Annotated in this window: 29 protein-coding genes; 3 read left to right on the top strand and 26 right to left on the bottom strand. The window is 72.6% G+C overall.

Going from position 1 to position 26,199, the window contains the following annotated elements:
* Positions 1 to 50: 50 nt before the first annotated feature.
* From ABD907_RS10215 to ABD907_RS10190, 6 genes are all read right to left on the bottom strand, one after another.
* Entirely contained in the window at positions 51 to 1,076 is a 1,026-nt protein-coding gene (locus tag ABD907_RS10215) for an ABC transporter substrate-binding protein (RefSeq protein WP_345216144.1), read from the bottom strand.
* A complete protein-coding gene (locus ABD907_RS10210; RefSeq protein WP_345216143.1) occupies positions 1,073 to 2,008 on the bottom strand; it encodes an ABC transporter ATP-binding protein in 936 nt (311 codons plus the stop codon). Before ABD907_RS10210 ends, ABD907_RS10215 begins: the two co-directional genes overlap by 4 nt.
* The gene (locus ABD907_RS10205; protein WP_345216142.1) at positions 2,005 to 3,054 is read right to left on the bottom strand and encodes a FecCD family ABC transporter permease; all 1,050 of its coding nucleotides are present in this window, start codon (positions 3,052 to 3,054) and stop codon (positions 2,005 to 2,007) included. Before ABD907_RS10205 ends, ABD907_RS10210 begins: the two co-directional genes overlap by 4 nt.
* A 4-nt stretch (positions 3,055 to 3,058) precedes the next feature.
* Positions 3,059 to 4,114 carry a FecCD family ABC transporter permease gene (locus tag ABD907_RS10200; protein ID WP_345216141.1) on the bottom strand — a complete coding sequence of 352 codons (1,056 nt, stop codon included), beginning with the start codon at positions 4,112 to 4,114 and terminating at the stop codon, positions 3,059 to 3,061.
* Between the two features lie 9 nt (positions 4,115 to 4,123).
* A complete protein-coding gene (locus ABD907_RS10195; RefSeq protein ID WP_345216140.1) occupies positions 4,124 to 5,143 on the bottom strand; it encodes a siderophore-interacting protein in 1,020 nt (339 codons plus the stop codon).
* Between the two features lie 150 nt (positions 5,144 to 5,293).
* Positions 5,294 to 5,704, bottom strand: coding sequence for a nitroreductase/quinone reductase family protein (locus ABD907_RS10190; RefSeq protein ID WP_345216139.1), 411 nt, complete (start codon positions 5,702 to 5,704; stop codon positions 5,294 to 5,296).
* Positions 5,705 to 5,818: 114 nt separating this feature from the next.
* Here ABD907_RS10190 and ABD907_RS10185 point away from each other — a divergent pair, with 114 nt between their 5' ends.
* Positions 5,819 to 6,481, top strand: coding sequence for a hypothetical protein (locus ABD907_RS10185; RefSeq protein ID WP_345216138.1), 663 nt, complete (start codon positions 5,819 to 5,821; stop codon positions 6,479 to 6,481).
* Positions 6,482 to 6,540: 59 nt separating this feature from the next.
* Here the strand turns inward: ABD907_RS10185 and ABD907_RS10180 are convergent, their stop codons facing one another.
* From ABD907_RS10180 to ABD907_RS10115, 14 genes are all read right to left on the bottom strand, one after another.
* On the bottom strand, positions 6,541 to 7,227 hold the full coding sequence (locus ABD907_RS10180; RefSeq protein WP_345216137.1) for a nucleoside/nucleotide kinase family protein: 687 nt from the start codon (positions 7,225 to 7,227) through the stop codon (positions 6,541 to 6,543).
* The gene (locus tag ABD907_RS10175) at positions 7,224 to 8,108 is read right to left on the bottom strand and encodes a TrmH family RNA methyltransferase (protein ID WP_345216136.1); all 885 of its coding nucleotides are present in this window, start codon (positions 8,106 to 8,108) and stop codon (positions 7,224 to 7,226) included. Before ABD907_RS10175 ends, ABD907_RS10180 begins: the two co-directional genes overlap by 4 nt.
* Positions 8,109 to 8,140: 32 nt before the next feature.
* On the bottom strand, positions 8,141 to 8,521 hold the full coding sequence (gene rplT / locus ABD907_RS10170) for a 50S ribosomal protein L20 (RefSeq protein ID WP_345216135.1): 381 nt from the start codon (positions 8,519 to 8,521) through the stop codon (positions 8,141 to 8,143).
* A gap of 27 nt (positions 8,522 to 8,548) precedes the next feature.
* A complete protein-coding gene (gene rpmI, locus ABD907_RS10165) occupies positions 8,549 to 8,743 on the bottom strand; it encodes a 50S ribosomal protein L35 (protein ID WP_345216134.1) in 195 nt (64 codons plus the stop codon).
* A 107-nt stretch (positions 8,744 to 8,850) separates the two neighbouring features.
* The gene (infC, locus tag ABD907_RS10160) at positions 8,851 to 9,468 is read right to left on the bottom strand and encodes a translation initiation factor IF-3 (RefSeq protein WP_345216185.1); all 618 of its coding nucleotides are present in this window, start codon (positions 9,466 to 9,468) and stop codon (positions 8,851 to 8,853) included.
* A gap of 335 nt (positions 9,469 to 9,803) precedes the next feature.
* Entirely contained in the window at positions 9,804 to 11,894 is a 2,091-nt protein-coding gene (locus ABD907_RS10155) for an NAD(+) synthase (RefSeq protein WP_345216133.1), read from the bottom strand.
* 25 nt (positions 11,895 to 11,919) lie between these two features.
* Entirely contained in the window at positions 11,920 to 12,714 is a 795-nt protein-coding gene (locus ABD907_RS10150) for an SseB family protein (protein ID WP_345216132.1), read from the bottom strand.
* Positions 12,711 to 13,442, bottom strand: coding sequence for a bifunctional 1-(5-phosphoribosyl)-5-((5-phosphoribosylamino)methylideneamino)imidazole-4-carboxamide isomerase/phosphoribosylanthranilate isomerase PriA (gene priA / locus ABD907_RS10145; protein ID WP_345216131.1), 732 nt, complete (start codon positions 13,440 to 13,442; stop codon positions 12,711 to 12,713). The genes ABD907_RS10150 and priA overlap by 4 nt, the downstream gene beginning before the upstream one ends.
* Positions 13,443 to 13,495: 53 nt before the next feature.
* Positions 13,496 to 14,146 carry an imidazole glycerol phosphate synthase subunit HisH gene (gene hisH / locus ABD907_RS10140; RefSeq protein WP_345216130.1) on the bottom strand — a complete coding sequence of 217 codons (651 nt, stop codon included), beginning with the start codon at positions 14,144 to 14,146 and terminating at the stop codon, positions 13,496 to 13,498.
* A complete protein-coding gene (locus ABD907_RS10135) occupies positions 14,143 to 14,877 on the bottom strand; it encodes a hypothetical protein (RefSeq protein ID WP_345216129.1) in 735 nt (244 codons plus the stop codon). Before ABD907_RS10135 ends, hisH begins: the two co-directional genes overlap by 4 nt.
* Positions 14,874 to 15,479: an imidazoleglycerol-phosphate dehydratase HisB gene (hisB, locus tag ABD907_RS10130; protein WP_345216128.1), complete on the bottom strand. Its 606-nt coding sequence runs from the start codon at positions 15,477 to 15,479 to the stop codon at positions 14,874 to 14,876. Before hisB ends, ABD907_RS10135 begins: the two co-directional genes overlap by 4 nt.
* Entirely contained in the window at positions 15,476 to 16,663 is a 1,188-nt protein-coding gene (locus ABD907_RS10125) for a histidinol-phosphate transaminase (protein WP_345216127.1), read from the bottom strand. Before ABD907_RS10125 ends, hisB begins: the two co-directional genes overlap by 4 nt.
* Positions 16,664 to 16,678: 15 nt before the next feature.
* Positions 16,679 to 17,248 (bottom strand): NUDIX hydrolase, encoded by a 570-nt coding sequence (locus ABD907_RS10120; protein WP_345216126.1) that lies wholly within the window; start codon positions 17,246 to 17,248, stop codon positions 16,679 to 16,681.
* Positions 17,249 to 17,254: 6 nt separating this feature from the next.
* A complete protein-coding gene (locus tag ABD907_RS10115) occupies positions 17,255 to 18,046 on the bottom strand; it encodes a methyltransferase domain-containing protein (protein ID WP_345216125.1) in 792 nt (263 codons plus the stop codon).
* 154 nt (positions 18,047 to 18,200) lie between these two features.
* On the opposite strand from ABD907_RS10115, the gene ABD907_RS10110 reads away from it, so the two are divergent.
* Both ABD907_RS10110 and ABD907_RS10105 read left to right on the top strand, forming a co-directional pair.
* Positions 18,201 to 18,623 (top strand): YccF domain-containing protein, encoded by a 423-nt coding sequence (locus ABD907_RS10110; RefSeq protein ID WP_345216124.1) that lies wholly within the window; start codon positions 18,201 to 18,203, stop codon positions 18,621 to 18,623.
* 135 nt (positions 18,624 to 18,758) lie between these two features.
* A complete protein-coding gene (locus ABD907_RS10105; protein WP_345216123.1) occupies positions 18,759 to 21,014 on the top strand; it encodes a RecQ family ATP-dependent DNA helicase in 2,256 nt (751 codons plus the stop codon).
* A gap of 27 nt (positions 21,015 to 21,041) precedes the next feature.
* Here the strand turns inward: ABD907_RS10105 and ABD907_RS10100 are convergent, their stop codons facing one another.
* From ABD907_RS10100 to ABD907_RS10075, 6 genes are all read right to left on the bottom strand, one after another.
* Complete coding sequence (locus tag ABD907_RS10100; RefSeq protein ID WP_345216122.1) at positions 21,042 to 21,479, bottom strand: GNAT family N-acetyltransferase; 438 nt, start codon at positions 21,477 to 21,479, stop codon at positions 21,042 to 21,044.
* Positions 21,480 to 21,573: 94 nt separating this feature from the next.
* Positions 21,574 to 22,266, bottom strand: coding sequence for a winged helix-turn-helix transcriptional regulator (locus ABD907_RS10095; protein ID WP_345216121.1), 693 nt, complete (start codon positions 22,264 to 22,266; stop codon positions 21,574 to 21,576).
* A gap of 13 nt (positions 22,267 to 22,279) precedes the next feature.
* Positions 22,280 to 22,720, bottom strand: a complete 441-nt coding sequence (locus ABD907_RS10090) for a VOC family protein (RefSeq protein WP_345216120.1) — start codon at positions 22,718 to 22,720, stop codon at positions 22,280 to 22,282.
* 90 nt (positions 22,721 to 22,810) lie between these two features.
* Positions 22,811 to 23,281 carry a nitroreductase family deazaflavin-dependent oxidoreductase gene (locus tag ABD907_RS10085; RefSeq protein WP_345216119.1) on the bottom strand — a complete coding sequence of 157 codons (471 nt, stop codon included), beginning with the start codon at positions 23,279 to 23,281 and terminating at the stop codon, positions 22,811 to 22,813.
* On the bottom strand, positions 23,281 to 24,630 hold the full coding sequence (gene hisD, locus ABD907_RS10080; protein ID WP_345216118.1) for a histidinol dehydrogenase: 1,350 nt from the start codon (positions 24,628 to 24,630) through the stop codon (positions 23,281 to 23,283). The genes ABD907_RS10085 and hisD overlap by 1 nt, the downstream gene beginning before the upstream one ends.
* A gap of 39 nt (positions 24,631 to 24,669) precedes the next feature.
* A complete protein-coding gene (locus ABD907_RS10075) occupies positions 24,670 to 26,043 on the bottom strand; it encodes an HNH endonuclease (protein WP_345216117.1) in 1,374 nt (457 codons plus the stop codon).
* Between the last annotated feature and the right edge of the window lie 156 nt (positions 26,044 to 26,199).

Here is a 26,199-nt window from a genome sequence, read left to right as displayed (position 1 = left end):
TGCTGATCCTCTCCTGGCGAGAGCGGGACGGTGATCGCGGGGAAGGCAGGTCACTCCACCTTGGCTGCGGCCTCGGAGATCGCGGAGACGTAGTCCTCGAGTCCCCATGTGATGGACAGCGCCGTCGGCGGGGACATCGCGGCGATGAGCTGGTCGCCGGTGATGTTGGCGACCGCACCTGCCTGCACCGCCGGGATGGCTTGCGCGTACGACTGGTCGAGGAAGGTCTGGACCTCCTCCTCGGTGCTGGCGTAGTTCACGAGGATGTCCGACTCGAGCCGGCTGGTCTCCTCGTAGCTGAGCTCGTAGACGAACGTGTCGCCACCGGCGGCGAGCTCCTCGACCGCGGGAGCGGACTCCAGTCCCAGGTCGAGCAAGAAGTCGACCCGGGAGTCCTGCGGCTTGTAGACGTAGAAGACGCCACCGACGTCCCAGACGGCAGCCACGGTCTTGCCTTGGATCTCGGGGTGGGCGTCGGCGGCCTGCTGGACCTCGGCGTCGAGGTCGCTCACGAGCGTCTCGGACTCCTCGGCCAGACCGAGCGCCTGACCGGTGATGGTGATGACGTCGCGCCACGGCGTCGTCCAAGCCTCCTCCGGATACGCCACGGTCGGAGCGATCTCGCTGAGTAGCCGGTACTGCTCCTCGGTGATCCCCGAGTACGGTGCCAGGATGACGTCCGGATCGAGATCGTCGATCTCCTGGTAGGGCGGCTCCTCGACGGCGGGCGGCAGCATCGTCGGCTCCTCGGCGGACTCGGTGAGCGCCTCCGCCACCCACGGCAGCCGGCCGTTCTCGTCCACTGCGTACGTCTGCTTCTCGATGCCTACCGGCACCACGCCCAGGGCGATCGCGGCCTCGGTACTCCCCCAGCCGAGGGTCACGACGTCCTGCGGCTCCTCGGGGATCTCTGTCTCGCCGAAGGCGTGCTCGATCGTGACGGGGCTGAACCCGCCACCGGCCGCGTCCTCGGTCGACTCGGTCGCTCCGCCGTCGTCCCCGCCGCCCGAGCAGGCGGTGAGAGCGAGCATGGTGGCGGCGGTCGCGGCTGCGGCCGCACGTCGGATGGGGGTCACGCGGATCTCCAGGTGGGTCGGGGGTCGTCGGTCATGGGATCGGTGGGCGTGGGGGCAACTGGCCCCACGGGAGTCACGGGGGTGTGGAACCGTCCGACGGGCACGACCATCGGCGAGGCGGTCACCGGATCCGGCACCACGCGCGCCGTCAGCCCGAAGGCCTCGCGCACCAGGTCCTCGGTGAGCACATCGGCCGGGTCACCGGTGTCCAGCACCCGACCCTGCGCCATGACGACGAGGTGATCGGCGTAGCGGGCCGCCATGTTGAGGTCGTGGAGCACCATGACGACGGTCGTGCTGCGCTGCCGGTTCTGTTCGTGGAGCAGGTCGAGCACGTCGATCTGGTGCGTGACGTCGAGGAAGGTGGTCGGCTCGTCGAGCAGCAGCACGTCCGGGTCCTGAGCGAGCGCCATCGCGATCCAGACCCGCTGGCGCTGCCCGCCCGAGAGCTCCTCCACGCGGCGCTCGGCAAGGTCCGCCGTGGCGGTTGCCTCCAGGGCGGCCCGGACGACGGCGTCGTCCGTGGAGGTCCAACGGCGGAACCAGCCCTGGTGCGGGTAGCGCCCGCGGCCGACGAGGTCGGCCACGGTGATGCCCTCGGGCGCCGTCGACTGCTGCGGCAGGATGCCGATGACCTTGGCGACCTCCTTGGCGGGACGGGAGTGGACGGCTTCGCCGTCGAGGAGGACGACGCCGGATCGCGGCTTCATCAGCCGGGAGAGCGCCCGCAGGAGGGTCGACTTCCCGCAGCCGTTGGCGCCGACGATCGCGGTGATCCGCCCGTCCGGGATCTCGAGGTCGAGGTCGCGAACGACGAGGTCCCGGTCGTAGGCGAGGCAGATGCCCTCGGCACGCACGTCGTGGCTCACGCTCTGACGCGCGCTCACCTGCTCCGGCGCCGGGCCACGCGTCGTGGGTTCGTTCTCCGTCATGCTGACTTCCCCCGGCGGTTGTCTGCGGCCAGGAGCCACAGGAGGTACGGCGCCCCGACGACGCCGGTGACGATCCCGACCGGCACGGCCATCGGCAGCAGGTACTGCCCGACCAGGTCCGCGGCCAGCACCAGGACGACGCCCACCAGGGCGCTCGGGACCAGGGCGAGGCCCGCCGTCGGGGCGAGACGCCTGGCGATCGGGGCGGAGACGAACGCGACGAACGCGACGGGTCCGGCGAACGCCGTGCCCGCCGCGGCGAGGGCGACGGCGAGCGCGAGGGCCAGGAGTCGACCGATCTCCGGACGCACCCCCAGACCACCGGCGGTGTCGTCACCCAGCTGCAGGATCCGCAGCGGTCCGGCCACCGCCCAGACGGCGGGCAGCAGCACGGCCAGGGCGGCGGCCAGGGTCGCGACGTCGCTCCATGGCGGTGTGCCGATGCTGCCGACCATCCAGATCAGGGCGTCGCGGACGTCGCTGACGTCGGCGCGCGAGACCAGGTACGCCAGGCCGGACTGGACCAGGAACGCGACGCCGACGCCGACGAGCACGAACCGGTAGCCGCTCACACCGGACCGCCAGGCGAGCACGTAGATCGCGATCGCGGCGGCGAACGCTCCGGTCAGGGCCGCTGCGGAGACGGCGGCGCCGGAGAGCCCGCCGACGAGGATCGCGGTGGCGGCGGCCAGCGACGCCCCACCGCTGACGCCGAGGATGTCCGGGCTGGCGAGGGGGTTGCGCAGCACGCTCTGGAAGATGGCGCCGGCCAGGCCGAAGGCGACACCGACGGCGGCCCCGAGCGCGACCCTGGGCAGGCGCAGGCGGAAGATCGTGAACTCCTCGTCACCCTGCCCGGCGAGCGTGCGCAGCACCTCGACGGCGCTCATGTCGGTGTCGGTCGTCAGACCCGACCAGGCCAGCACGAGCACCAGGACGCTCAGTACCGCCACGAGCACGCGGGAGCGCGGAGGACGCAGCCGCACGGGGCGCGGCACCGTGGTGGCGGCCCGGCCGGGTGGTGGGGTGGTGAGCGTGGTCGTCATCCGATCAGAGCCCCGCGAGCTTGACGCGGCGGACGATGGCGACGAGCACCGGGGCGCCCACGACGGCGACCACGATGCCGGCCTCGAGCTCACCGGGCTGGACCACCAGACGACCCACGACGTCGGCGGCGAGCAGCAGGACGGGACCGAGGACGAGCGAGAACGGCAGGATCGCCCGGTAGTCCGGACCGGTCAGGGCCCGTGCAACGTGCGGCACGACGAGGCCGACGAAGACGATGGGCCCGGCGATCGCAGTCGCGGACCCCGCGAGGAGGACGACGGCGACCGCGGTGATCACCCGCGACAGGGGCAGGTTCTGGCCCAGGCCGCGTGCGACGTCGTCGCCCAGGGAGAGCAGGTTGAGGGTGCGTCCGGTGAGCAGTGCGAGGACGGTGCCGACGATGATGAAGAGCCCCAGGTCCGTCAGCGCCTCGGTCCCGCGACCGGCGAGGGAGCCGACCGCCCAGCGGCGGTAGGCGTCCAGCGTGGTCCGGTCGGTCAGCAGCATCAGCGTGATGAGTGACGTGGCCCCCGCCGTGACCGCCGTGCCGGCGAGGGCCAGCTTGACCGGTGTGGCGCCCTCGCGGCCGATCGCGCCGACGCCGTAGACGATCGCCGCGGCGATGGCGGCCCCCGCGAGCGCGAACCAGATGTATCCGAGCGGGCTGGTGATGCCCAGCACCGTGACCGCCAGCGCGACGGCGAGCGCGCCGCCGGCGTTGACGCCGAGCAGGCCCGGGTCCGCGAGCGGGTTGCGGGTGATGCCCTGCATCACGGCGCCGGCCAGCCCGAGCGCGGCACCGACGGCGAGCCCGACGACGGTGCGCGGCATGCGCTGGTCCCAGATCACGTCGTGGTCGGTGTTGCCGACCTGCCTGTCCGTTATCGCCGCGAGCACGTCCGCTGCCGCGATGTCCCGGGCGCCGAGGGCGAGGGAGGCGAGCAGCACGGCGGCCAGCACCGCGAGGCAGGCCAGGAGGCCGAGAGACCTGCGGCGGGCGAGGGGGCTTCCGGTGGCGGCGAGTCGTGCCGCCGCCGCTGGTTCCTGGACGGCGGTCATCGACGGTGGCTAGGAGGCTTCGGCGCGTCCGATGCGCCAGTAGCCCATGAACGCAACCCGACGCCGGCAGACACCGACCTCGGAGACGAGGAGGCGCCGGAGCGTCCGGATGGTGCCTGCCTCACCGGCGAACCAGGCGTAGAAGTCGCTGCCGCAGCGTTCACCGCCGCGGCCGCACATGTCGTGCGGCAGGACCCGCACGACCGGGGAGTCCCAGAGGATCTCGGAGTCGATGTCGACGTCCTCGAGCTCCTGGACACCGGTGCCGAACGCGTTGCCCACCATGGCGGCGTTCCCGGAGATCCAGTCACGCACCGTGGGGACCAGGAGCTCGCCGTGCGGACGGTCCCCGCGGGGCAGCCAGGTGATGGTGGCGTGCTCGGGGAGGTCGACGTCGAGGAAGTCGGCACTGTCCGGCACCTCGACGAACGCCCGCGCGGTCCGGTCGGCGGGCAGTGTCTCGAGGATGGACGTGATGGCCGGCACGGCGGTCTCGTCACCGGCGAGCAGCAGCTCGGTGGCGGTGCCCGGGGACCAGTCGATGCCGACCGTCGAGTCCTTGGAACGCGCGTCCGGGCCGACGAGGACGGCCTCGTGGCCGGGCGCGGCCGAGCCGACCCAGCGGGAGGCGGGCCCGGCGTCTCCGTGAACGACCAGGTCGATGTCGACCTCGGCGAGCTCCGGACGCACGTAGCGCACGGTGTAGGTCCGGAAAGGCGGGCGCACATCGTCGGGCAGCTCGCGCCACTGGTGGTACCAGGTGCCGTCGAGGATGGTCTGCTCGTCCTTGGCGCCGACGTCGCAGAGGTATCCGTCACTCTCGCGCGGCAGCACGAGCTTGACCCGCTGGTCGAGGCGGTCGGTGCCGAACCACCGCAGGTCCTCGCCGGTGAAGGTGACCCGGACGAAGCTGGGGCTGAGCTGCTGCACCCGGGCGACGGTCACGGCGAAGGGCCGGTACGCGGGGCGGTCATCCTTGACGACGGCGGTCCCGGGATCCGGCGTCACCCGCACCTGTGAGGTAAGCATTGCCTCACCATATAACGTGACGCACGCATGCCGTAAATAGGGGCACCGGTTCTTCTCAACCCGTGGGAACCCGGGTCACTCGGCGCAGATCTGTCGGCCCAGCACCCGGCCGGCGCCGATAACCAGGACGGTGGTCACGTCAGCCGCTCGTCAGGGGTCGAGGCGGAAGACCGGGAAGACGCGGTCCTCGGCCGTCTTCTCGTACTCGGCGAACCCGCTCGAGAACTCCTTGAAGCGCTCCCAGACCACGTCGCGGTCGGTGCCCGTCAGCTCGGTGACACCCACCGTGAGCCGCTCGACGGGTTCGCCCGGCACCTCGATGTCCACGTTCTCCGCCCGCCGCAGGCCGAAGACCCAGGCGGGATGCTTGGGCGACCCGCCGGCGGTCCCGGCGACGTGCCGGGCACCGTCCTGGCGCACCGACACCAGCGGCACGACCCGTTCGCTGCCGTCCTTCTTCGGTACGTGCACGAGGACGAGGGCCTTGCCGAACTGCATGGGCTCGTTGACCTCGCCGGCGCTGGAGCGGAACGTGTCGATGATCTGCTGGTTGTGGTCCATGCCGCCTGCAAGGTGCTGGGCACGAGAAGTATTCCCGCAGGTCAGACCCTCGACGCGCACGCAGTGACCTGGGACGATCACCCGGACCCGCCGATCCGAGAGCGAGGAGTCCGGATGCAACGGTCGGGAACCGAGTCCTGGCTGCTGAGCATCAGCAGCGACGGCACGCCGCACGAGGCCCTGTACGTCCGGGACGCCCTCCGCCTCTGCACCAGCGGTGACCTCTCGCCCCCACGCGCCCTCGACGGCGTGCCGGACCGGTCGGAGCTGCTGTCCACCGGGGAACGGGGCCGTGCTGCCGCCCAGTGGCTTCCGTGGTGGCGGGCGGTGCTGGAGCTCGAGGCCCAGTTCCACGAGCCCGGCGTCCGCCCCTCCTCGACCGAGGAGTTCCTCGCCTTCGCGAGGGAGTCGCACGCCGAACGGGTACGCCGTCTCGGCGAGCCGCCGGACTTCGAGGCGATGACCGACTGGCCGGAGCTACGCAAGGCCGTCGTCGCCCTCCATCCCGAGGCACGGACATGGGCCGGAAGGGTCCGCGCGCCCAACCAGCGCGAAGGCTGGTGGGAACAGACCCGCGACGTCGCCGAAGAGGTGGCGCGCGCCTGTCGCGTCTCCCCCGGTGCGGTCCGGGGCACGGTCCAGGTCCTCGCCGTCGAGGGCTCCTGGTGGCGTCTCCTCGGCTCGGGCTCCGTCGTCTGCTCGGTCGCGGCCTTTCAGGACCACGATGTCGCAGCCGAGATCCTGCGCACGACATTCACGTCGGGGCTGGAGACGTAGGCGAGCTCCGCCTCGGACAACGTCAGACCATCTGAAGGGACCAGGGGCGCGCGAGGGCGCTAGCTCTCGCGCCAGCCGACGACGACGTCGGCGCGTTCGCTCGAGGCGGCGACGACCTCTGCGTTGCGCTGGTCGGAGCCGGCTTCCCACGCGGCGGCTGCGTCGGGGGTGCGGCCGTGCGCGACGTGCCGGGCGACGAGTCGTTCGCGGCGCGGGCCGTCGTCGACCTCGAGGTACCAGCACTCGTCGAGCAGACCGGTGAGCCGGTGCCAGGGCTCGGCGTCGAGGAGAAGGTAGTTGCCCTCGGTGAGCACGACCGGGACGCCGGCCGGGACGGGGACCGCGCCGGCGATCGGCTCCTCCAGGTGGCGGTCGAACCGCGGTGCGTAGACCATCGGCGAGTCCGGTCGCTGGACCCGAATACGGCGCACGAGGCCGACGTAGCCCTCGGCGTCGAAGGTGTCCGGGGCGCCCTTGCGGTCGGCACGGCCGAGCCGCTCCAGCTCGGACTGAGCGAGGTGGTAACCGTCCATGCCGACGACGGCGGTCGGCAGGCCCGCCCGCTCCAGCGCCCCGGAGAGCACCTCCGTGAGGGTGGACTTGCCCGCTCCCGGCGCGCCGGCGATGCCGACGAGCGCCCTGCCCGGCCGTCCGGGCAGGGCAGCCCGGTCGATGAGCACGCGGACGCGCTCCACCAGTGCGGCAACGTCGGAGGGGCCGGCCTCGAGCCGGACGGCTGCGCTCATGCCCGCTGCGCCCTCGCCGAGGCGTACAGGCAGACAGCGGCCGCGGTGGCGAGGTTGAGGGACTCGGCATGGCCGTGGATCGGCACACGGACCCCGGCGTCGCACAGCGCGAGCTGGTCCCCGGAGAGACCGTGAGCCTCGTTCCCGAAGACCCAGGCGACAGGTGCGGTCAGGTCCGGAGCGACCAGCGAGGTGGCGGACAGATCGTCGGGGGCACCGTCCAGGCCGGGCAGGCCGGCGAGCACGGCCCGGTCGAGCAGGTCGTCGAGGTCCCACTCCCCTGCGCCGTCGGCGGCCAGCACGGCCGAGCCGCAGCCTCGCAGGGTGTCGATGGCGTCGGCCAGGTCGACGCCGGTGATCACCGGTAGATGGAACAACGAGCCGGCCGTGGCGCGCACGACCTTGGGGTTGGTCACCTCGACGCTGCCGTCGGCGAGGACGATCGCGTCCGCCCCGGCCGCGTCGGCCGCGCGGATCACGGTGCCGGCGTTGCCCGGGTCGGTGACCCGGGCGAGCACCGCGACCAGCCGAGGGCCGGCGCCGCCGCGCAGGGCGCGCAGGTCTGCCGGGGACGGCTCCGTCATCGGCAGCTCCAGGACCGCGAGGACGCCCTGGGCGTCCTGGCTCATGGCGTCCAGTACCTCGGGGCTGGCCTCGTGGACGTGCAGCCCGGAACCCCGTGCGGCCTCGACGATCTCCGGGTGCCGGACCGCCGCGTCGTCCGTCAGGTAGATGTCACGGACCTGGGGCGAGGCGTGCCGCACGGCCTCGCGAACACCCTGCGGCCCCTCGACCAGGAACTGGCGGTGCCGCAGACGCGACGAGCGCCCGGAGAGTCGACCGACCCGTCTGACCCGCTCGGCGCGGGTGTTGGTCAGCATGTCTCCGGGCGCGCTCGTGTCGGGCGCGAGGTTCAGGCGGCCTTGGCGTTGACGTCCGTCGGCAGGGCGTCCTTGGCGACGACTACCAGGGCGTTGAACGCCTCGGGGTCGTTGACGGCCAGCTCGGCGAGCATGCGACGGTCGACCTCGACGTCAGCGGCCTTGAGGCCCTGGATGAAACGGTTGTAGGTCATCCCCTCGGCGCGGACCGCGGCGTTGATGCGCTGGATCCAGAGCCGGCGGAAGTCACCCTTGCGGGCGCGACGGTCCCGGTAGGCGTAGGTGAACGAGTGGGTCACCTGCTCCTTGGCCTTGCGGTACAGCCGCGAACGCTGGCCCCGGTATCCGGCGGCGCGCTCGAGGGTGGTGCGGCGCTTCTTATGGGCGTTGACCGCCCGCTTGACGCGTGCCACGTCAGTCTCCTTCTAAGTAGGGCGGTGTTACTTGCCGAGCAGCTTCTTGACCTGCTTCACGTCGGCCGGCGCGACGTCCTGGTCCTGCGCGAGGCGACGGGTACGTCGGCTCGACTTGTGCTCGAGGTAGTGGCGCGCGTTGGTCTGCTCGCGGCGGAGCTTTCCGCTGCCGGTGACCTTGAAGCGCTTCTTGGCACCGGAGTGCGTCTTGTTCTTCGGCATTTTCGTCCCTCCGGCACGCCTCTCGGCGCACCTGTGTTCCTCCCGGGGGCTCGTCCCGGGACGTGTGACGGGTCGATTCCCGACCCTCCCGCTACGGGCTGGGCCGGTCAGGCCCTAGCCTCGTCCGGAACGCTCTCGTCCGGCACGTTCTTGTCGGCCTTCTTCGCGGATCGCTCCTCGTCCCGCTTGCGGCGCTGCTCGCTCTTGGCCTCGGCCTTCTTCTTGTGCGGACCGATGACCATCGTCATGTTCCGGCCGTCCAGCCGCGGCGAGGACTCGACCGAGCCGAGCTCGGAGACGTCCTCCGCGAGGCGCTGCAGCAGCCGCATGCCCATCTCGGGGCGAGACTGCTCGCGACCGCGGAACATGATCATGACCTTGACCTTGTCGCCACCCTTGAGGAACCGCTCGACGTGACCCTTCTTGGTCGCGTAGTCGTGCGGGTCGATCTTCAGGCGGAACCGGATCTCCTTGAGGACCGTGTTCGCCTGGTTGCGCCGGGCGTCACGGGCCTTCATCGCGGACTCGTACTTGAACTTGCCGAAGTCCATGAGCTTGGCCACCGGCGGGCGGGCGTCCGGCGCGACCTCCACCAGGTCGAGGTCCGCCTCCTGCGCCAGGCGTAGGGCGTCCTCCACCCGGACCACGCCGACCTGCTCACCACCGGGGCCGACGAGCCGGACCTCCGGCACGCGGATCCGCTCGTTGATGCGGGGTTCGCTGATGCTGTGCTCCTCTTCGTCGTCTCCTCGGCCACCGCGGGGACGAAGAAGGCCTCCGTCGTGCGGTCGCACGCGGAGGCCTCGAGGTCTGTGCCGGTCCGGCGACGCGTACGCGCCACCAACCGCCACGCCGAGGGCGGGGCCCTCGGTGACCTGAACCCGGCCTCTTCCCGCCGTTCGGCGGTGCGAGACCCAGGTGGGAGAATCTCCGCTTGCGTGCCAGGGCGCGAACCCTGGCCGGTCGATCCACCAGACTACCACGCGAACCACCATGGCCGAGAGGCCGGCGCCGTGGTCCCGCGCACAGGTCCATCCGGTGGACGACGGCCGGGCGGCGGCTACCGGTACCGGTCCTGGTCGCCCGCTGGCGGCAGGGCGGCCTCCAGTTCGGCGACCCAGGCCCGCGCGGTGCCGTCCGACGGCGCGCGCCACTCACCGCGTGGCGAGAGCGCTCCGCCGGCCATGACCTTCGGACCGTTCGGCAGCGCCGAGCGCTTGAACTGGCTGAATCCGAAGAACCGCCGCAGGAACACGAGCATCCACCGGCGGACCTCGGAAAGGTCATAGCCGTACCGGCCGTCGTCCGGGAACCCGGGCGGCCACGTGCCGGCGTCCGGGTCGTGCCAGGCGTGGTGGGCCAGGAAAGCAATCTTGCTCGGCCGGAACCCGTACCGCAGCACATGGAACAGCGTGAAGTCGTGCAGCGAGTACGGGCCGATGGCGTCCTCGGTGCTCTGTACCTCCTCGTCCTCCCCCGCGGGGACCAGCTCGGGGGTGATGCGGGTGTCGAGGACGGACTGCAGCACCTCGACGGCCCGTTCCTCGACCTCGCCGGAGGCGATGACCCACCGCACGAGGTGCTGGATGAGCGTCTTCGGGACGCCGGTGTTGACCGCGTAGTGGGACATCTGGTCCCCCACGCCGTACGTGCACCAGCCGAGCGCCATCTCGGACAGATCGCCGGTGCCGACGACGATGCCGCCGCGGTCGTTGGCGAGGCGGAACAGGTAGTCGGTGCGCAGGCCCGCCTGGACGTTCTCGAAGGTGACGTCGTAGACCGGCTCGCCACCGGCGAAGGGGTGGCCGATCTTCTCGAGCATCTCCCGTGCGGCGGGTGTGATGTCGATCTCCTCGAACGAGATCCCGAGGGCCTGGCCCAGGGCGTGCGCGTTGGCCTTCGTGTGCTCCGAGGTCGCGAAGGCGGGCAGCGTGAAGCCGAGGATGTCGGCGCGCGGCCGGCCGAGGCGGTCCATGGCGCGGGCGGCCACCAGCAGGGCGTGGGTGGAGTCCAGGCCACCTGAGACACCGATGACCAGCTTCGGCGCGCCAATCGAGGCCATCCGCCGCTCGAGCGCGCTGACCTGGATGTTGAAGGCCTCGTAGCAGTCCTGGGCGAGCCGGTCGGCGTCGTCAGGGACGAACGGGAACCGGTCGACGTGGCGGCGCAGCCCGACGTCGGCGCGGGGAGCGTCGAGGCGGAAGGTCACGGTGCGGAAGCCACCGGTCCGGGTCTCGTGGGTGCGGCGGTTGTCGTCGAAGGTCCCCATGCGGAGGCGCTCCTGGCGGAGCAGGTCGACGTCGACGTCGGCCACCGAGCGGCGCGGCCCGTCCGGGAACCGCTCGGTCTCGGCCAGCAGGACGCCGTTCTCGTAGACCATGGTCTGCCCGTCCCAGGACAGGTCGTTGCTGGACTCCCCCGTTCCTGCCGCCGAGTAGAGGTAGGCGGCCAGGCAGCGGGAGGACGCCGAACGGCAGAGCAGGTGCCGGTCCTCCGCGCGCCCGATCGTGATCGGGCTGCCCGAGAGATTGGCGAGGACGGTGGCGCCGGCGAGCGCCGCCTCGGCGCTCGGCGGGATCGGCACGAACATGTCCTCGCAGACCTCGACGTGCAGCACCAGCCCGCGCACGTCCTCGGCCGCGAAGAGCAGGTCCGGGCCGAACGGGACCTGCCGGCCCGCCACCGTGACCGTCTCCCCGCGCTGGTCGTCGCCCGGGGCGAAGTGCCGGCGTTCGTAGAACTCGCGGTACGTGGGCAGCAGCGACTTCGGCGCCACCCCGAGCACCTCGCCGCGGTGGATGACGACGGCGGTGTTGTACAGCCGGTTGCGGTGACGCAGCGGAGCGCCGACGACGAGCACGGGCAGCAGGTCGGCGGAGGCCCGGGCGATCTCCTCGACCGCCGCCTCGACGCCGTCGAGCACGGGATCCTGGAGGAAGAGGTCGTCGATGCTGTAGCCCGAGAGGCACAGCTCCGGGAACAGCGCGACGGCGACGGTCTCGTCGTGGCAGGCGCGCGCCTCGGCGAGGACGGCGCGGGCGTTCTCGGCGGGGTCCCCGATGGCCACGGGGACGGTGCACGCGGCGACGCGGGCGAACCCGTGCTCGTACGCCGAGAGGAAGTCACGTCCGTGGCTGCTCGTGCTGGTCATGGGACCGAGTCTGGCAGGTTCCGCCTCAGGCCACCTGGGTGGGCGCCAGCTCGAGGGAGTCGACCCGCTCGCGCAGCAGCGGCTGCTCACCGAGGGCGCGGGAGGCGCGCGAGAGGACGTCCTGCAGCGTCTCCGCGTCGAGGCCGGCCTTGATAGCGAGCACGACCCGCAGCTCGGCCTTCTCGCCGCGCTCGAGCCGGACCCCGACGAGCTGGGTGATGCCGCGCAGGGCCTCGACCGCGGCGTCGGGCAGCTCGGGGTCGGTCCAGGACGGCGTCCACGGCTCCTGCTTCGCCAGCGCCCACACGGCGGGGCGCGGCACGAGGACGGCCGGCTCGTTGCCGGGGTCGAGGATCAGAAGCGAGTCGGCCTCCTGCACCGCCGAGAGCGCGGCCCGCGTCGCCTCGACCGGCACCGGCCGCGCGGAGGGGTCCCACGTGGTCATGGCCGGCACCGAGGAGAAGACGGGCACGGCGGCGCGTCCGTCGGGTGTGCGGACGGAGACCATGGCGGCGGAGGCCATGGCGTCGCCCGACCGGTCGCCGGAGCGGAACCGGTCCGCCGCGTGCTCGGTGACGCGTCCGTCGGCGTCGGTGCCCGGGTGCTCGTGCGCCACCACCGGCACGATCACGCGTGTGCTGCGCAGCGCCTCGACCACGGCGACCACGCGCTCGGCCGGCCCCGGCACGGCCAGCGCGTCGGCCATGGCGGGCTGCACGCTGCCGTCGTCGCCCGCGAACGGGTTCGGCTTGAGGTCGCGGCCCGCCCACGGCCGGCCGGCGGAGTCGGTGCCGGCACTCTCGGGGCGGTGCGAGGTCACGGCCTGCCCGCGACGTCGAGCGCCTCGGTGAGCGTGAAGGCGCCGGTGTACAGGGCCTTGCCGACGATCGCGCCCTCGACACCGGCGCCGGTCAGCTCGCGAAGCGTCGCGATGTCCTTGAGGTTGGCGATGCCGCCGGAGGCCACCACCGGGGCGTCGGTGCGCTCGCACACCCGGTCGAGCAGCTCCACGTTGGGGCCGCGGAGCGTGCCGTCCTTGGTGACGTCGGTGACGACATAGCGCGCGCAGCCGTCGCCGTCGAGCCGCGTCAGGACCTCCCACAGGTCGCCGCCGTCCCGGGTCCAGCCCCGCGCGGCCAGGGTGGTGCCCCGCACGTCGAGGCCGACGGCGATCCGGTCACCGTGGCGGGCGATGGCCCGGGCGGTCCAGTCCGGATTCTCCAGCGCGGCGGTGCCGAGGTTGACGCGGGCTGCGCCCGAGTCCAGGGCACGCTCGAGGGAGGTGTCGTCGCGGATGCCGCCGGAGAGCTCGACGGCGACGTCGAGCTCGTCGACGATCCGGGCGAGCAGCTCGTGGTTCGAGCCGCGGCCGAACGCCGCGTCCAGGTCGACGAGGTGGATCCACTCGGCCCCCTGCTCCACCCAGGCCGCCGCGGCCTCGGCGGGGTCGCCGTAGGCGGTCTCGGAACCGGCCGCCCCCTGGAACAGGCGGACGGCCTGCCCCTCGACGACGTCGACGGCGGGAAGAAGCTGGAGCGGCGGGTTCATGGCCTGCTTTCGAGTCGAGTCGGGTGGGGTCTGTCGCAAGCTGTCCGAACGGCTCAGGCGAGCGCGGCGACCCAGTTGCGCAGCAGCTGGGAACCCGCATCGCCCGACTTCTCGGGGTGGAACTGGGTGGCGGCCAGGGCGCCGTTCTCCACCGCGGCCACGAACGGGGTGCCGTGCTCCGCCCAGGTCACCCGCGGCGGGGTGAGCCGCGACTGCGGCGACATGCCGGCGGCGGGGTCGTCGAGGACGGCGTAGGAGTGGACGAAGTAGAACCGCTCGTCCGCGATGCCGTCGAACAGGACGGTGCCCTCCGGCGGCCGGACCGGGGACCAGCCCATGTGCGGGACGACGGGGGCGTCGAGGGGCTTGACCTCGCCGGGCCACTGGTCCAGGCCGAGGGTGCGGACGCCGTCCGTCGTGCTCTCGACGCCGGCGGTGAACATGACCTGCAGGCCGACGCAGATGCCGAGCACCGGGCGGCCGCCGGCGAGGCGCCGCTCGACGAGCATGTCGCCGCGCACCGACCGCAGACCCTCCATGACCGCGCTGAAGGCTCCGACGCCGGGGACGACGAGCCCGTCGGCGGCGGCGACGGCATCCGGGTCGGCGGTGAGCTCGACGTCGGCGCCGACCCGTTCCAGGGCACGGACGGCGCTGCGGACGTTCCCCGAGCCGTAGTCGAGGACGACGACCCTGGGGCTCATGGCTTCCTCCGTCGCAGTCCGCGGCCGAACAGGCGCGCCGCCTTCCACCGTGGCAGGGACCCCGACCGCTGATGACCCTTGACGGACCCCGGCCGGGTCCGGCCGAGGATGAGGTCCTCGACCACCTGGTCCGCGCCGGCGAGGATCAGGCCCGCAGGCACGTCCTCCTCCGGCTCCCCGCCCGTGTAGCGGCGGGCGCTGAGCTGGCCGGACAGCCCGGACTCGATGCCGACGTCCGTGGCCAGGTCCCCGACCAGCAGGACGACGCCGGCACGGGTGAGGCGTGAGAGGTTCGCCGCGAGGTCCTCGGCGGCCGGCGGGAAGCCACCGTCCTCACCGCCGAACAGCTGGGAGATGTCCCAGTCGTCGCTCGCCGGCTTTTTCTCCGGGACGATCTCCAGCGCCGCGACGGCGCCCGAGGACGACGGCACCACGTCGACGTCGATCCCGGCGATCGAGCACAGCCCGGCCAGGGCAGGCGCGGAGGCGACGGGTGTCAGGACCAGGGCCAGCCGCCCGGTCGGGGTCGTGTCACCGTCGGGTGCATGCCCGGGAGCGGCCTCGCCGGCCTCGGCCTCGTCGTCCGAGGGCTCGCGGGCGACGGGGACGTCGTCGAGGGAGCGCAGCATCCGCTCGATGTCCGCCTCGGTCAGCGGCTTCTCCTCGACCGGCCGATCCGGCTGGTCGCCGCCGCGCTCGTCGTCGGGTGGCTCGTTGCCGGGCGTGGTCACAGCGCCCCCTTGGTGGACGGGACGCCCTCCACGCGACGGTCGGGCGCGACGGCGGCGCGCAGCGCCCGGGCGAGGGCCTTGAACTGGGCCTCGACGATGTGGTGCGGGTCGCGGCCGGCGAGCACCCGCACGTGCAGGCAGATCCCGGCGTGGTGCGCGACCGACTCGAGGACGTGCCGGGTCAGGGAGCCGGTGAAGTGGCCGCCGATCAGGTGGTACTCCTGGCCGGCGGGCTCGCCGGTGTGCACCAGGTAGGGCCGGCCCGAGACGTCGACGACGGCCTGCGCGAGGGCCTCGTCGAGCGGCACGAGCGCGTCGCCGAAGCGGGCGATGCCGCTCTTGTCGCCGAGGGCCTCGCGCAGCGCCTTCCCGATGCAGATGGCGACGTCCTCGACCGTGTGGTGGACGTCGATGTCGGTGTCGCCGGTGGCGCGCACGGTCAGGTCGATGAGTCCGTGCTTGCCGAGGGCCGTGAGCATGTGGTCGTAGAACGGCACCGTCGTGGAGATCTCGGTCCGTCCCGACCCGTCGAGGTCGAGCTCGACGACGACGTCCGACTCCGACGTCGTCCGGGCCACGCGCGCGGTCCTGCCAGTGCTCACTTTCCGGCCACCTCCTCCAGGGCCGCCTTGAAGGCGTCCATCTCCTGCGGTGTCCCCACCGACACCCGTAGCCAGCCGTCCGGGCCGACCTCGCGTACCAGCACCCCGCGTTCCAGCAGACCATTCCACACCTGGTGCCGGTCCGGGAAAACCCCGGTGAGGACGAAGTTGGCGTCCGAGTCGGCCACGCGCAGCCCCCGCTCGCGGAGCCACGCGACGAGCGCGTCCCGTTCGGCGCGCAGCGAGGCCACCTGGGTCATCAGCTCGCCGCGGTGCCGCAGGGCGGCGAGCGCGGCGGCCTGGGTGACGGCGGAGAGGTGGTACGGCAGGCGGACGACGCGCAGGTGGTTCACGATCCGCGGGTCACCAGCGAGGTAACCGAGGCGGAGCCCGGCCATGCCGAAGGCCTTGGACATCGTGCGCGCGACGGCGAGGTGCGGGTGACGCTCGAGGAGGGTGAGTGCCGAAGGGGTCCCCTCGCGCCGGAACTCCCCGTAGGCCTCGTCGACGACCACGACGGCGGCCGTCGGCTCGCCGTCGGGTCCGGCCGGTCCGCCGTCGCGAGCGGCGACGCAGATGGCGTCCACGGTCTCCAGCGACAGGGCCGTCCCGGTGGGGTTGTTCGGGCTGGCGAGGAGGATGACCGACGGCCGGTGCTCGGCGATCTGGGCCACGGCGTGGCCGGCGTCGAGGGTGAAGTCCTCCTCGCGGCGACCGGTGACCCACTCGGTCAGGGTGTCCCGGGCGTACTCCGGGTACATGGAGTACGTCGGCGGGAAGGACAGGACGACGCGTCCCGGTCCCCCGTAGGCGAGCAGGAGGTGCAGCATGACCTCGTTCGAGCCGTTCGCGGCCCAGATCTGCTTGCCGGCGACGGTGACGCCCGACTCCACCCGCAGATACTCGGCCAGCTCGGCACGCAGCTCGTCGAAATCGCGGTCCGGGTAACGGTTCAGGCCGCGGGCCGCCTTCGCGACGGCGTCCGCGATGTCGGCGACGACGGCGTCCGACGGCGGGTGCGGGTTCTCGTTGACGTTGAGCCGCACCGGGACGTCGAGCTGGGGCGCGCCGTACGGCTCGAGGCCTTCCAGGCCGGGGCGCAGAGGCAGTCGGACGCCCGAGATCTCGGCAGAGGTGCTCACTCCGACGAGTCTAGGCCGCGCCGGACCGCGACCCGTCCGCATCTCATGAGGCACACCTCACGCCTGGTCCGTGGGCGTCGCGCCTGCTCGGCGCTCGCGCGCGAGCCGGACCAGCTCGACCAGGCCCGGTTCGGGGTCGGGGAGCGCGTCGACCGGCCACCAGGCCACCTCCAGCGACTCCTCGCTGGTCGCGTGCGCACCGTCCCGGTCCGCGACGGCGAGGAACCGCACGTCGAGGTGGTGCACGTCGCCGCGGTCGCCGCAGAACGGCACCGCGTGCTCGTCGAGGTGGACCGGCACCGGGTCCAGCGTCAGCTCCAGGCCGGACTCCTCGCGCGCCTCGCGGGCGGCCGCGTCGAGCAACGAGGCGTCGCCGGTCTCCGCGTGCCCGCCGAGCTGGAACCAGCGCCGGGCCTTCGCGTGCAGCGTCAGCAGCACGTGGCCGCCGTCGCGGGAGAGCACGATCGTGGACGCCGTCAGGTGGTCGGGCACACAGTGGCGGTACGCGCCGTCCTCGTGTGCCTCGAGATGGCGCACGTACCGCTCGCGCAGCCACGCCTGGCCGGGGTCCGGTGGGCGCCAGGCGCGGAGCAGGCCGGTCGCCCGGTCCCTGAGCGTGCCTGCCACGGCCGTTCAGCTCCGCCGTCGTCCGACGGCGAAGACTCGCCGGAACGGCATGGCCACGCCCATCGGGTTGCGCGGGTAGGCGGCCGCGACCGCGGTGGCGTACCGCTCGAGGAACGCGGCCTCACGCTCGGGCGAGAGCTGTCCGAGCAGCGGGCGCAGACCGGTGCCGCGCATCCACTCGAGCACCGGGTTCTCCAGGCGAGCCTCGGGATCGAGGAGGTGCACGTAGGTGGTCTCCCACGCGTCGATGTCCTCGCAACCCGCGTCGTGCAACGCGGCCGCGTACCCGGCCGGATCTTCCACGCCCGCCTTGCCGAGGAGCAACGGCAGCAGCTCCGCACCCTCGGGCATCGCGGCGACGAGCTCACGCATCACGGCGTGGCTCGGGGCGTCGGCGTTGCCCGGCACCTGGAGGGCGAACCACCCGCCACGGGCGAGGGCACCGACCCACCGCGACAGCAGCTCGAGGTGGCCCGGCACCCACTGCAGGACGGCGTTGGTGACGATGACGTCGACGTCGCCGGGCATGTCCCAGGTCTGGACGTCTGCCTCGACCCACTCGATGCGGCTGTCGGACTCCCGGGCGCGCTCGAGCATCTCCGGGGAGGAGTCGACGCCGATGACCCGGGCGTCGGGCCACCGCTCGGCGAGCGGGCGGGTGGAGGCTCCGGAACCGCAACCGAGGTCGACCACCACCCGCGGGTCGGTGGCACAAACCCGGGCGAGCAGATCGGCCACGGGCCGGGACCGGTACACACCGAAGCGTTCGTAGACCTCGGCGTCCCACGTGGTGCTCATCGTCTCCCCCGCCCTCGACGTCGTCGTGGTGATGCGGCGCTTATCTCGATATCAAGATAGTGCATCCCGCCAACGGCCATCATCACCCGGGTGACAAGCACCCAGGACAGCCGTGCACCTCCCGAGCGAGCGTTCGTTGTGCCAGGCTGGGGCGATGCGCGCGTTGCTGAACGTCATCTGGTTGCTCTTCGGCGGCCTGTGGCTCGCGCTGGGCTACGTGCTCTTCGGAATCCTCGCCTGCATCTTCATCATCACGATCCCGTTCGGTGTCGCCTCCTTCCGGATGGCGAGCTACGCGCTGTGGCCGTTCGGGCGGACCGTCGTGCGCAAGCCGACCGCCGGTACCGGCTCCGCGCTCGCCAACGTCATCTGGTTCCTCGTGGCCGGCGTGTGGCTCGCCGTCGAGCACGTGGTGACCGCGATCGCGCAGGCGATCACCATCGTCGGCATCCCGCTGGCCATCGCGAACCTGAAGATGATCCCCGTGACGGTCGTCCCGTTCGGCAAGGAGATCGTGCCGTCCGACGCCATCCCGTACGGGATGCAGCCGGCGCACTCCGTCGACCCGAGGCCGTGAGACCCACGGCGGTGCCCGGTCAGGGCGTCGCCGAGCTGCCGCCGCATCCACACGGCCCCGCCCCGTCCCCACGTGTGGATGGCGTGCGAGAGGCTCGGGGCGAGCGTGAGAGCGTGAGGCGATGAGGAGATCGACGTGACCGCCCAGGACACCACCGCGCCGCTGCGCGAGCGGGCCGAGACAGCCCTGCGCGCCCTGGTCGGGCGCGAGGACGCCACGCTGCGCGAGGACCAGTGGGCGGCCGTCGAGGCACTCGTGGAGGGCCGGCGCCGCGCACTGGTGGTCGAGCGCACCGGCTGGGGCAAGTCGGCCGTGTACTTCGTCGCGACGGCGTTGCTGCGCGCGGGGGCCGCAGACTTCCCGCCGGCCGGACCGACGGTCATCATCAGCCCGCTGCTCGCGCTCATGCGGGACCAGATCTCGGCAGCCTCCCGTGCCGGCATCCGCGCGGTGACCATCAACTCGGCCAACGTCACCGAGTGGGACGAGGTGCACGCCGCGATCGCCGCCGGCGAGGTCGACGTGCTCCTGTGCTCGCCCGAGCGCCTCAACAACCCGGCCTTCCGTGACGAGGTGCTGCCGAAGCTGGCCGCCAGCGCCGGCCTGGTGGTCGTCGACGAGGCGCACTGCATCTCCGACTGGGGGCACGACTTCCGGCCCGACTACCGCAGGATCCGCACGCTCCTCGCGGAGCTGCCGGACGGCATCCCGGTCCTGGCGACCACCGCGACGGCGAACTCGCGCGTCAGCGCCGACGTCGCCGAGCAGCTCGGCGTGCGCAGAGTCTCAGCCGAGGCCGACGGGGTGCTCGTGCTGCGCGGCTCCCTCGACCGGCCCTCCCTGCACCTCGCCGTGGTGCAGCTGGAGAACCAGGCCGCGCGCGTGGCCTGGCTGGGTCAGCAGCTGCCGCGCTGGGGCGGCTCGGGCATCATCTACACCCTCACCGTGGCGGCCGCCGAGACCGTGGCCGAGCAGATGCGCAGCTCCGGTCACGCGGTCAGCTCCTACACCGGCCAGACCGATCCGGGGGAGCGCGAGCGGCTCGAGGCGGATCTGAAGGAGAACCGTGTCAAGGCGCTGGTCGCCACCTCGGCGCTCGGCATGGGCTTCGACAAGCCGGACCTGGCGTTCGTCGTCCACCTCGGGGCGCCGTCCTCCCCCATCGCCTACTACCAGCAGGTGGGCAGAGCGGGCCGTGCGGTGGACCGGGCCGACGTGATCCTCCTGCCCGGGGCCGAGGACGAGGACATCTGGGCCTACTTCGGCTCGCTCGGCTTCCCGCCGGAGGTCTCGGTCCGCGAAACCCTCGCGGCGCTGGCCGAGGGCGGCACCATGTCGACCGCCCGCCTGGAGACCCAGGTGGAGCTGCGCCGGAACCGGCTCGAGACGATGCTCAAGGTTCTCGACGTCGACGGCGCCGTCCGGCGTGTCCGCGGCGGCTGGGAGGCGACGGGCGAGGCGTGGGCCTACGACCGCGAGCGGTACGACCGGGTCGCGACCGCCCGGATCGAGGAGCAGCAGGCGATGCTGCGCTACATCGGGCTCGAGCCGGACTCCTGCCGCATGGCCTACCTCCGCGAGCAGCTGGACGACCCTGACCTCACGGACGGCTGGCGCTGCGAGCGGTGCGACCTGTGCGGCGGCACGGACCTCGACACGGCGGTCGACGAAGCCGCCGTCAGCCAGGTCCGCGAGGCCTTGGAGCGCCCGGGCGTGGAGGTCACGCCGCGCCGCCAGTGGCCCACCGGCCTGGACACCCTCGGCCTGGACCTGCGCGGGAAGATCGCGGAGGACGAGCGCGCGTTGCCCGGCCGCGCCGTCGCGCGGCTGGACGGGCTCGGTTGGTCCGTGCCGCTGCGCGAGCTCCTCGAGCCGCGGCAGAGCGCTGCCGGCGAGGTCGCCGTGCCCGACGACGACGGCGAGCACGGCGACCGGGAGGCGAGCGGCGGCCGGGATGGGCTGCTGCCCGCCGTGCTGCGCCGGCCCGTCGAGCAGGTGCTGCGCGACTGGGCGGGCGAGCTGCGCACGGGCGAGGGTTCCCCCGGCGTCGACGGAGTCGTCGTGATCGCCTCCGCGACCCGGCCGCAGCTGATGGACCACCTGGCCCGTGGTGTGGCGCACATCCTGCAGGTGCCGCTCGTGGCAGCGGTGGCGCCGGAGCCGGACCGGCCACCCGGGCGGCACGACGTCAACTCCGCCCAGCGGCTGGCCGGCGTGCACCGCCGGCTGGGGCTGGACATCTCCCAGGCTGCGCTCGCCGGTCTACCTGGACGCAGCGTCGTCCTCGTCGACGACCTCACCGACTCGGGATGGACACTGACGGTCGCCGCCCGGCTGCTCAGGCAGGCAGGGGCGTCGGCGGTCTACCCGTTCGTGCTCGCGCAGCGCTGAGGGAGCGGCTCGGGCTACCGAGCGGCCTCAGAGCTCCTTGGAGAAGTGGTGCGAGGAGATGTGCATCCGCTCGCGCAGGTAGAAGCGGTGGGCACCGTGGCGCTGCACACCCGAGTCGAGCTCGATGACGGGGCAGCCGGCCGCGCGTCCGCGTGACTCCAGCTCGCGCAGCAGCACGGTGCCGACGCCCGCCGACCGGTTCTCGTTCGTCGTCACGAGGTCATCCACGTAGAGCTTGCGGCCCGGCTTGGTCGTCGCCAGGACGCGCCAGCCGGCCACGCCGACGCAGCGGCCGGACTCGAACGCGGCGAGGAACCGCAGTCCCTGCGGCGCCCCCTCGCGCAGGACCTGGTCGAGCAGCTCGTCGGTCAGGTGCGGACGGAGCTCGCGCAGAACTGGCAGGGCCTGCTCCCAGCGCGGGTCCCCGGCCTCGAGCTCGACCAGCTCCGGAGTGTGCGGCGCCATGGTTCTCCCGTCGACGGCGTGGTGGCGCTCAAGACCGTACCCCCGCGCCCCCGCCCGGTTGTCCCGTGCTCCCGGACCACGGGGCGGGCGGCAATCACGACGCGGCGAGATCATCCCGGCGCACCGGAGCCGGCCCCGGGTCGATGTGGAAGGTGGCCGCGAACCGCTCGAGCAGCGCCGGGTCGCCGTCGAGGACGTGGACCGTCCCGTGCTCGAGCGCCTCCGGTGCGGAGAGCTCGCCAGAGATGACCCGGCGGATGCCGGGCCCCGCCGTCAGCACGAGATCCGGCCGGTCGGCCGGTCCGGGAGCGACCTCGAGGGCACCGCCACGCACGGAGAGCGCGAGGACGACGTCCCCGACGTGCGCCTCGTAGACGGTGTCGGGCAGGCCGGCGGCCGCCTCGGCCACGAAGGACGTGCGGAACGCCATCGTCATCGAGTCGCTGGTGACCACGTCCCCCTCGGCGGGCTCCCCCATGGCGGTGAAGCCCCAGCGACCGAGGGCGAGGATCACGTCCTCCAGGCCCCGACCGAAGGGCGTCAGCTCGTAGACGATGCCGGAGCGGGCGGTCGGAAGCGGCACGCGACGCACGACGCCGCCCTCCTGCAGCTCCTTGAGCCGTGCCGCGAGGACGTTGGTGGGAATCCGCTCGAGGCCGCGCTTGAGGTCGCCGTACCGGCGCGGCCCGACGAGCAGGTCGCGCACGATGAGCAGCGCCCACCGCTCGCCGACCAGCTCGAGGGCCGTGCCGACACCGCAGTACTGCCCGTAGCTTCGCCCGGCCATCCCTCCGCCCCGCCTAGGACGCTCCCTGCTCCGCCGCGTAAGCCTCGGGCCCCTTCTCCTGGGCGACCGGGTCCATGTAGAGCACGCTGAACAGGTTGCCGTCCGGGTCTTCGAAGTCGCGGGCGTACATGAAGCCGTAGTCCTGGACCGGACGCGGCTCGGTGCCGCCGGCAGCGAGCGCCTTCTCGAGCATGCGGTCGACAGTCTCCCGGCTCTCGCTGCTCAGAGCGGTCTCGACCTGGAGCGAGGTCTTCGGGTCGGCGATCGGCTTGTCGGTGAACGTCGCGAAGAACTCGCGCTTGAGGATCATGAGGTAGATGTCCTCGTCGATCACGACGCAGGCGGCGTTGTCGTCGGTGAAGTTGGGGTTGATCTCCCACCCGAGACCCGTGAAGAAGGACTTGGCCCTCTCGAGGTCGGTGGTCGGCAGGTTCACGAAGATCTTGGTGCTCACGATGTCTCCTTCGACGCGGATCCCCGCTCTGTGCGGGCAGGAACCATACTTGCGAAAGGCAAGTGCACTTGTCAATAGCAAGTGCAGCGGTCAGGTGCGCGTCGGCTCGGTGGGCGTCCTCGTGATCCGCACGAGCGGCAGCGTCTCCCCGATGTCCTCGGGGAACGGGCCCGGCCGGAGCAGCACGGGGATCTCCAGCGTCCTGCCCAGCGCCCGCAACCGCGACGGCTTCTCCCGTCGGTACCGCTCGAACACCTCGCGCGCCTCGGGCGGCGGCAGCCGGCTCGCCCGCGCCGGCACCCCGCGCGCCCGACGGTGCCACAGCCGTACGCGCGGGTCCGCGAGGACGTTGCGGAACCACTGGGCCTTGGCGCCGTAGCCGGCGACCACGACGACGGCATCCACCTCGGCGGCGATGACCTCGAGGACGACGTGGCGCGACAGCCCCGACTTGCGGCCGGTGTGCTCGACCATCACCAGCAGACCCCGGAAGACCCAGCCGAACCCTGAGGTGAAGATCCCGATCGGGGCGCGAGCCAGCGGGCGGGGTATGCGGCGCATCAGAACCGTTCGTCCACTGCTTCGGCGTGTGCCGGCAGGTCCTCGGAGACGGCGAGGGCGCGCAGCGGCGCCGCGAGCTCCTTGAGCGCCGTCTCGCCGTACTCGACGACCTGCACGCTGCGGATGTAGGCGGTGACGTTCAGTCCGCTGGCGAAGCGAGCGGTGCCGCCGGTGGGCAGCACGTGGTTCGAGCCCGCCAGGTAGTCGCCGAGCGGCACGGGCGAGTACGGGCCGACGAAGACGGCGCCCGCGTTGCGGATCCGGTCCGCCACGCCGGACGCGTCGTCGGTCTGGATCTCGAGGTGCTCGGCACCGTAGGCGTTCGCGACGGCGACGCCGTGGTCCACGTCGTCCACCAGGACGGTCCCGGACTGCGGCCCGGTCAGCGCCGTGCGCATCCGGTCGGAGTGCCTCGTCGCGGGCACGCGGGCGGCGAGCTCGGCGTCGACGGCGTCGGCCAGCTGGGGCGAGTCGGTGATGAGCACGGAGGCGGCGGCCGGGTCGTGCTCGGCCTGGGACATGAGGTCGACGGCGACGTGCACCGGGTTCGCCGTGGTGTCCGCGAGGACGGCGATCTCCGTGGTGCCGGCCTCGGCGTCGATCCCGACCGTGCCCATGACGGCCCGCTTGGCGGCGGCGACGTAGACGTTGCCGGGGCCGGTGACGACGTCGACGGGCTCGCACAGCACCCCGCCGGTGCCGGCCGCGGCCGCGTCGGCGCGATCGACGTCGTCCTCCACCTTCGCGCCGTAGGCGAACATGGCGACGGCCTGGGCACCGCCGACGGCGTAGACCTCCGCCACGCCGAGCAGCGCGCAGGCGGCGAGGATGACGGGGTGCGGCAGGCCGCCGAACTCCTTCTGGGGCGGAGAGGCGATCGCCAGCTCCTCGACGCCGGCGACCTGCGCGGCGACGGCGTTCATCACGACGCTGGAGGGGTAGACGGCGAGGCCGCCCGGGGCGTAGAGACCGACCCGCTGCACGGGTACCCACCGCTGGCGCACGACGCCCCCCGGCACGATCTCGGTACTGGTCTCGCGCGGCAGCTGGGCGCCGTGCCCGGCCCGCAGGTGGGCGATCGAGGCCTCCAGGGCCTCACGCACCTCGGGGTCGAGGTGCTCGAGGGCGTCGGAGATCGCTTCCGCAGGAACGCGGACGTGGTCGGGCCGGACGCCGTCGAACCGCTCGGCCAGGTCGCGCAGGGCGGCGGCCCCGCGGTCCCGGACGTCGTCCAGGATCGGGCGGATGCGCTCCTGCGCTGCCTCGACGTCGAGCGCGGCCCGCGGCAGCGTCGCGGCGAGCTCGGAACTGGTCAGAGTACGACCCCGCAGGTCCGTGCGCGTGAGCATGTCCGCCAGTCTAGGTCGGGCCGGGCGCGTGGCCGGTGCTCAGGCCGCGCGGTGGGACCGCTCGAGCGGGTCGCCGCGGGCCACCCCGGGCGGGGGTGGCGCCGTCGAGGTGAAGGTGTGGCCGGTTGGCGTCCGCGTGGCGACGGCATGTCGCTGGGCCGCCGGATCGACGTGCTGCTGCCAGCCGGCCCCTTGTTTGGCGTGGTTGCACGCCTCGCACAGACCCTGGCCGCTGTCCGCCTGGGTCCGGCCGCCGTCCGCGGCCGCAGTGACGTGATCGATGTGCCGGACAGGGGCGTCGCAGTAGGGCGTGCGGCAGATTCCCTGGTCCCGCAGGGCGAGGAAGTCGGCCAGCCCGGCCGGAAAGTAGCGACTCTTGGAGGTCATGGCGACCAGCCGGCCGGCGGGGTCCGCGTACAGGAGCCGGATCCATGCTTTCGTCTCGGCGGAGAGAGTCCCGGCGTTCAGGGTCTCGGAGACGAGACGGCGGGCGATCTCCGCCGGGATGATCTGTGCCGGCACACCTCTCGCCGTGATCGTGGCGGCCTCCCTCCCGCCGCCGAGCAGTGCGACGTCGGAGATGGTCATGTTGACGGTGAGCGGCACCGCGGGCGGCGAGACCGAGATCTCACCGCTCGCCTCGACCTCGGCAGCGGGTAGCTCGGTCCCGGTGAGCCGGGCGTGCAGCAGGTCGGCCATCAGCTGACCCTTCCCGCGCGGATCGCCCTCGATGTTGTGCAGGTGCTCGGCGTCCTTGGTCAGGCTCGCGTACGCCGCGACGCCCTGAACAGTGGGCACCAGCGCGGTGAGGTAGCACATGGCGTCGGGCGCCGGACGAACACTCACCCGACGTTCGGACTCCGCCCGGCGCGCACGCTCGACAACAGCGCCCGGATCGCGCTGCGCGGCAGCCTTCCTCAGCATCGCGACCAGCGCCTGGGTACCCAGCCCGTCCAGTCTCGCGGCGTCCCCGCAGACCTCCTCATCGATGGCACGCCGGTCACCGACATCGAGGCAGGCGGTCTCGCGCGCCACGAGGATCGCCCGCCACTCGGACAGCTCACCGTCGTGGAAGCGGGCCGCCGTGTGCGCCAGCTCGGACCTCAACGTCTTGGCGAACGCCAGCAGCTGCTGGCCACGGTGCGGGGACTCACGGCGAGCCAGGGCGATCTCGGAGGCCACACCCTGGCCGCGGCGGGCGGCGGGTACGCCCCGCTCCGCCCGTTCGGCCCGACGCGCCCGGTCGACCTCGACGGCAGCCTCGGCCTGTCGTGCGCACGCACTCGCCTTCAACGCCTCGAGCTCAGCGATCAACTCCACCAGGTCGGCCGGCTCGGCCGGCAACGGCTGCTCCGCGACACGGGCGCGGAAGGCCCGCACCTGCATCACCGTCACCACCGCCGTCTCCGCCATGAATCGAACACTAGTACGAGCCACCGACATCACTCGAAGCGGCCACGCCGGACGTGGACCGGCCGGCATCCGCGCACCACTTGTGGATACCACGGCGGCACGCAAGCCGACCTCGAGCAGTCCTGGTGCAAGCCGACCTCGGCCAGTTCCTGGGAG

The organism is Georgenia halophila, assembly GCF_039541595.1.
The sequence above is the reverse complement of the archived record's forward strand: the minus strand, read 5'-3'. Positions and strand labels throughout refer to the sequence as shown.

What these genes read in the sequence shown, in the direction of transcription:
- priA (WP_345216131.1), bottom strand. Translation starts at nt 13,442, where the DNA reads ATGAACCCGCCGCTCCAGCTTCTTCCCGCCGTCGACGTCGTCGAGGGG.
- ABD907_RS10200 (WP_345216141.1), bottom strand. Translation starts at nt 4,114, where the DNA reads ATGACCGCCGTCCAGGAACCAGCGGCGGCGGCACGACTCGCCGCCACC.
- ABD907_RS10155 (WP_345216133.1), bottom strand. Translation starts at nt 11,894, where the DNA reads ATGACCAGCACGAGCAGCCACGGACGTGACTTCCTCTCGGCGTACGAG.
- ABD907_RS10115 (WP_345216125.1), bottom strand. Translation starts at nt 18,046, where the DNA reads ATGAGCACCACGTGGGACGCCGAGGTCTACGAACGCTTCGGTGTGTAC.
- ABD907_RS10075 (WP_345216117.1), bottom strand. Translation starts at nt 26,043, where the DNA reads ATGGCGGAGACGGCGGTGGTGACGGTGATGCAGGTGCGGGCCTTCCGC.
- ABD907_RS10180 (WP_345216137.1), bottom strand. Translation starts at nt 7,227, where the DNA reads ATGAGCGCAGCCGTCCGGCTCGAGGCCGGCCCCTCCGACGTTGCCGCA.
- ABD907_RS10100 (WP_345216122.1), bottom strand. Translation starts at nt 21,479, where the DNA reads ATGGCGCCGCACACTCCGGAGCTGGTCGAGCTCGAGGCCGGGGACCCG.
- ABD907_RS10095 (WP_345216121.1), bottom strand. Translation starts at nt 22,266, where the DNA reads ATGGCCGGGCGAAGCTACGGGCAGTACTGCGGTGTCGGCACGGCCCTC.
- ABD907_RS10125 (WP_345216127.1), bottom strand. Translation starts at nt 16,663, where the DNA reads ATGCGGACGGGTCGCGGTCCGGCGCGGCCTAGACTCGTCGGAGTGAGC.
- ABD907_RS10185 (WP_345216138.1), top strand. Translation starts at nt 5,819, where the DNA reads ATGCAACGGTCGGGAACCGAGTCCTGGCTGCTGAGCATCAGCAGCGAC.
- hisD (WP_345216118.1), bottom strand. Translation starts at nt 24,630, where the DNA reads ATGCTCACGCGCACGGACCTGCGGGGTCGTACTCTGACCAGTTCCGAG.
- rpmI (WP_345216134.1), bottom strand. Translation starts at nt 8,743, where the DNA reads ATGCCGAAGAACAAGACGCACTCCGGTGCCAAGAAGCGCTTCAAGGTC.
- hisH (WP_345216130.1), bottom strand. Translation starts at nt 14,146, where the DNA reads ATGAGCCCCAGGGTCGTCGTCCTCGACTACGGCTCGGGGAACGTCCGC.
- ABD907_RS10110 (WP_345216124.1), top strand. Translation starts at nt 18,201, where the DNA reads ATGCGCGCGTTGCTGAACGTCATCTGGTTGCTCTTCGGCGGCCTGTGG.
- ABD907_RS10195 (WP_345216140.1), bottom strand. Translation starts at nt 5,143, where the DNA reads ATGCTTACCTCACAGGTGCGGGTGACGCCGGATCCCGGGACCGCCGTC.
- ABD907_RS10205 (WP_345216142.1), bottom strand. Translation starts at nt 3,054, where the DNA reads ATGACGACCACGCTCACCACCCCACCACCCGGCCGGGCCGCCACCACG.
- ABD907_RS10085 (WP_345216119.1), bottom strand. Translation starts at nt 23,281, where the DNA reads ATGCGCCGCATACCCCGCCCGCTGGCTCGCGCCCCGATCGGGATCTTC.
- ABD907_RS10190 (WP_345216139.1), bottom strand. Translation starts at nt 5,704, where the DNA reads ATGGACCACAACCAGCAGATCATCGACACGTTCCGCTCCAGCGCCGGC.
- ABD907_RS10210 (WP_345216143.1), bottom strand. Translation starts at nt 2,008, where the DNA reads ATGACGGAGAACGAACCCACGACGCGTGGCCCGGCGCCGGAGCAGGTG.
- ABD907_RS10175 (WP_345216136.1), bottom strand. Translation starts at nt 8,108, where the DNA reads ATGCTGACCAACACCCGCGCCGAGCGGGTCAGACGGGTCGGTCGACTC.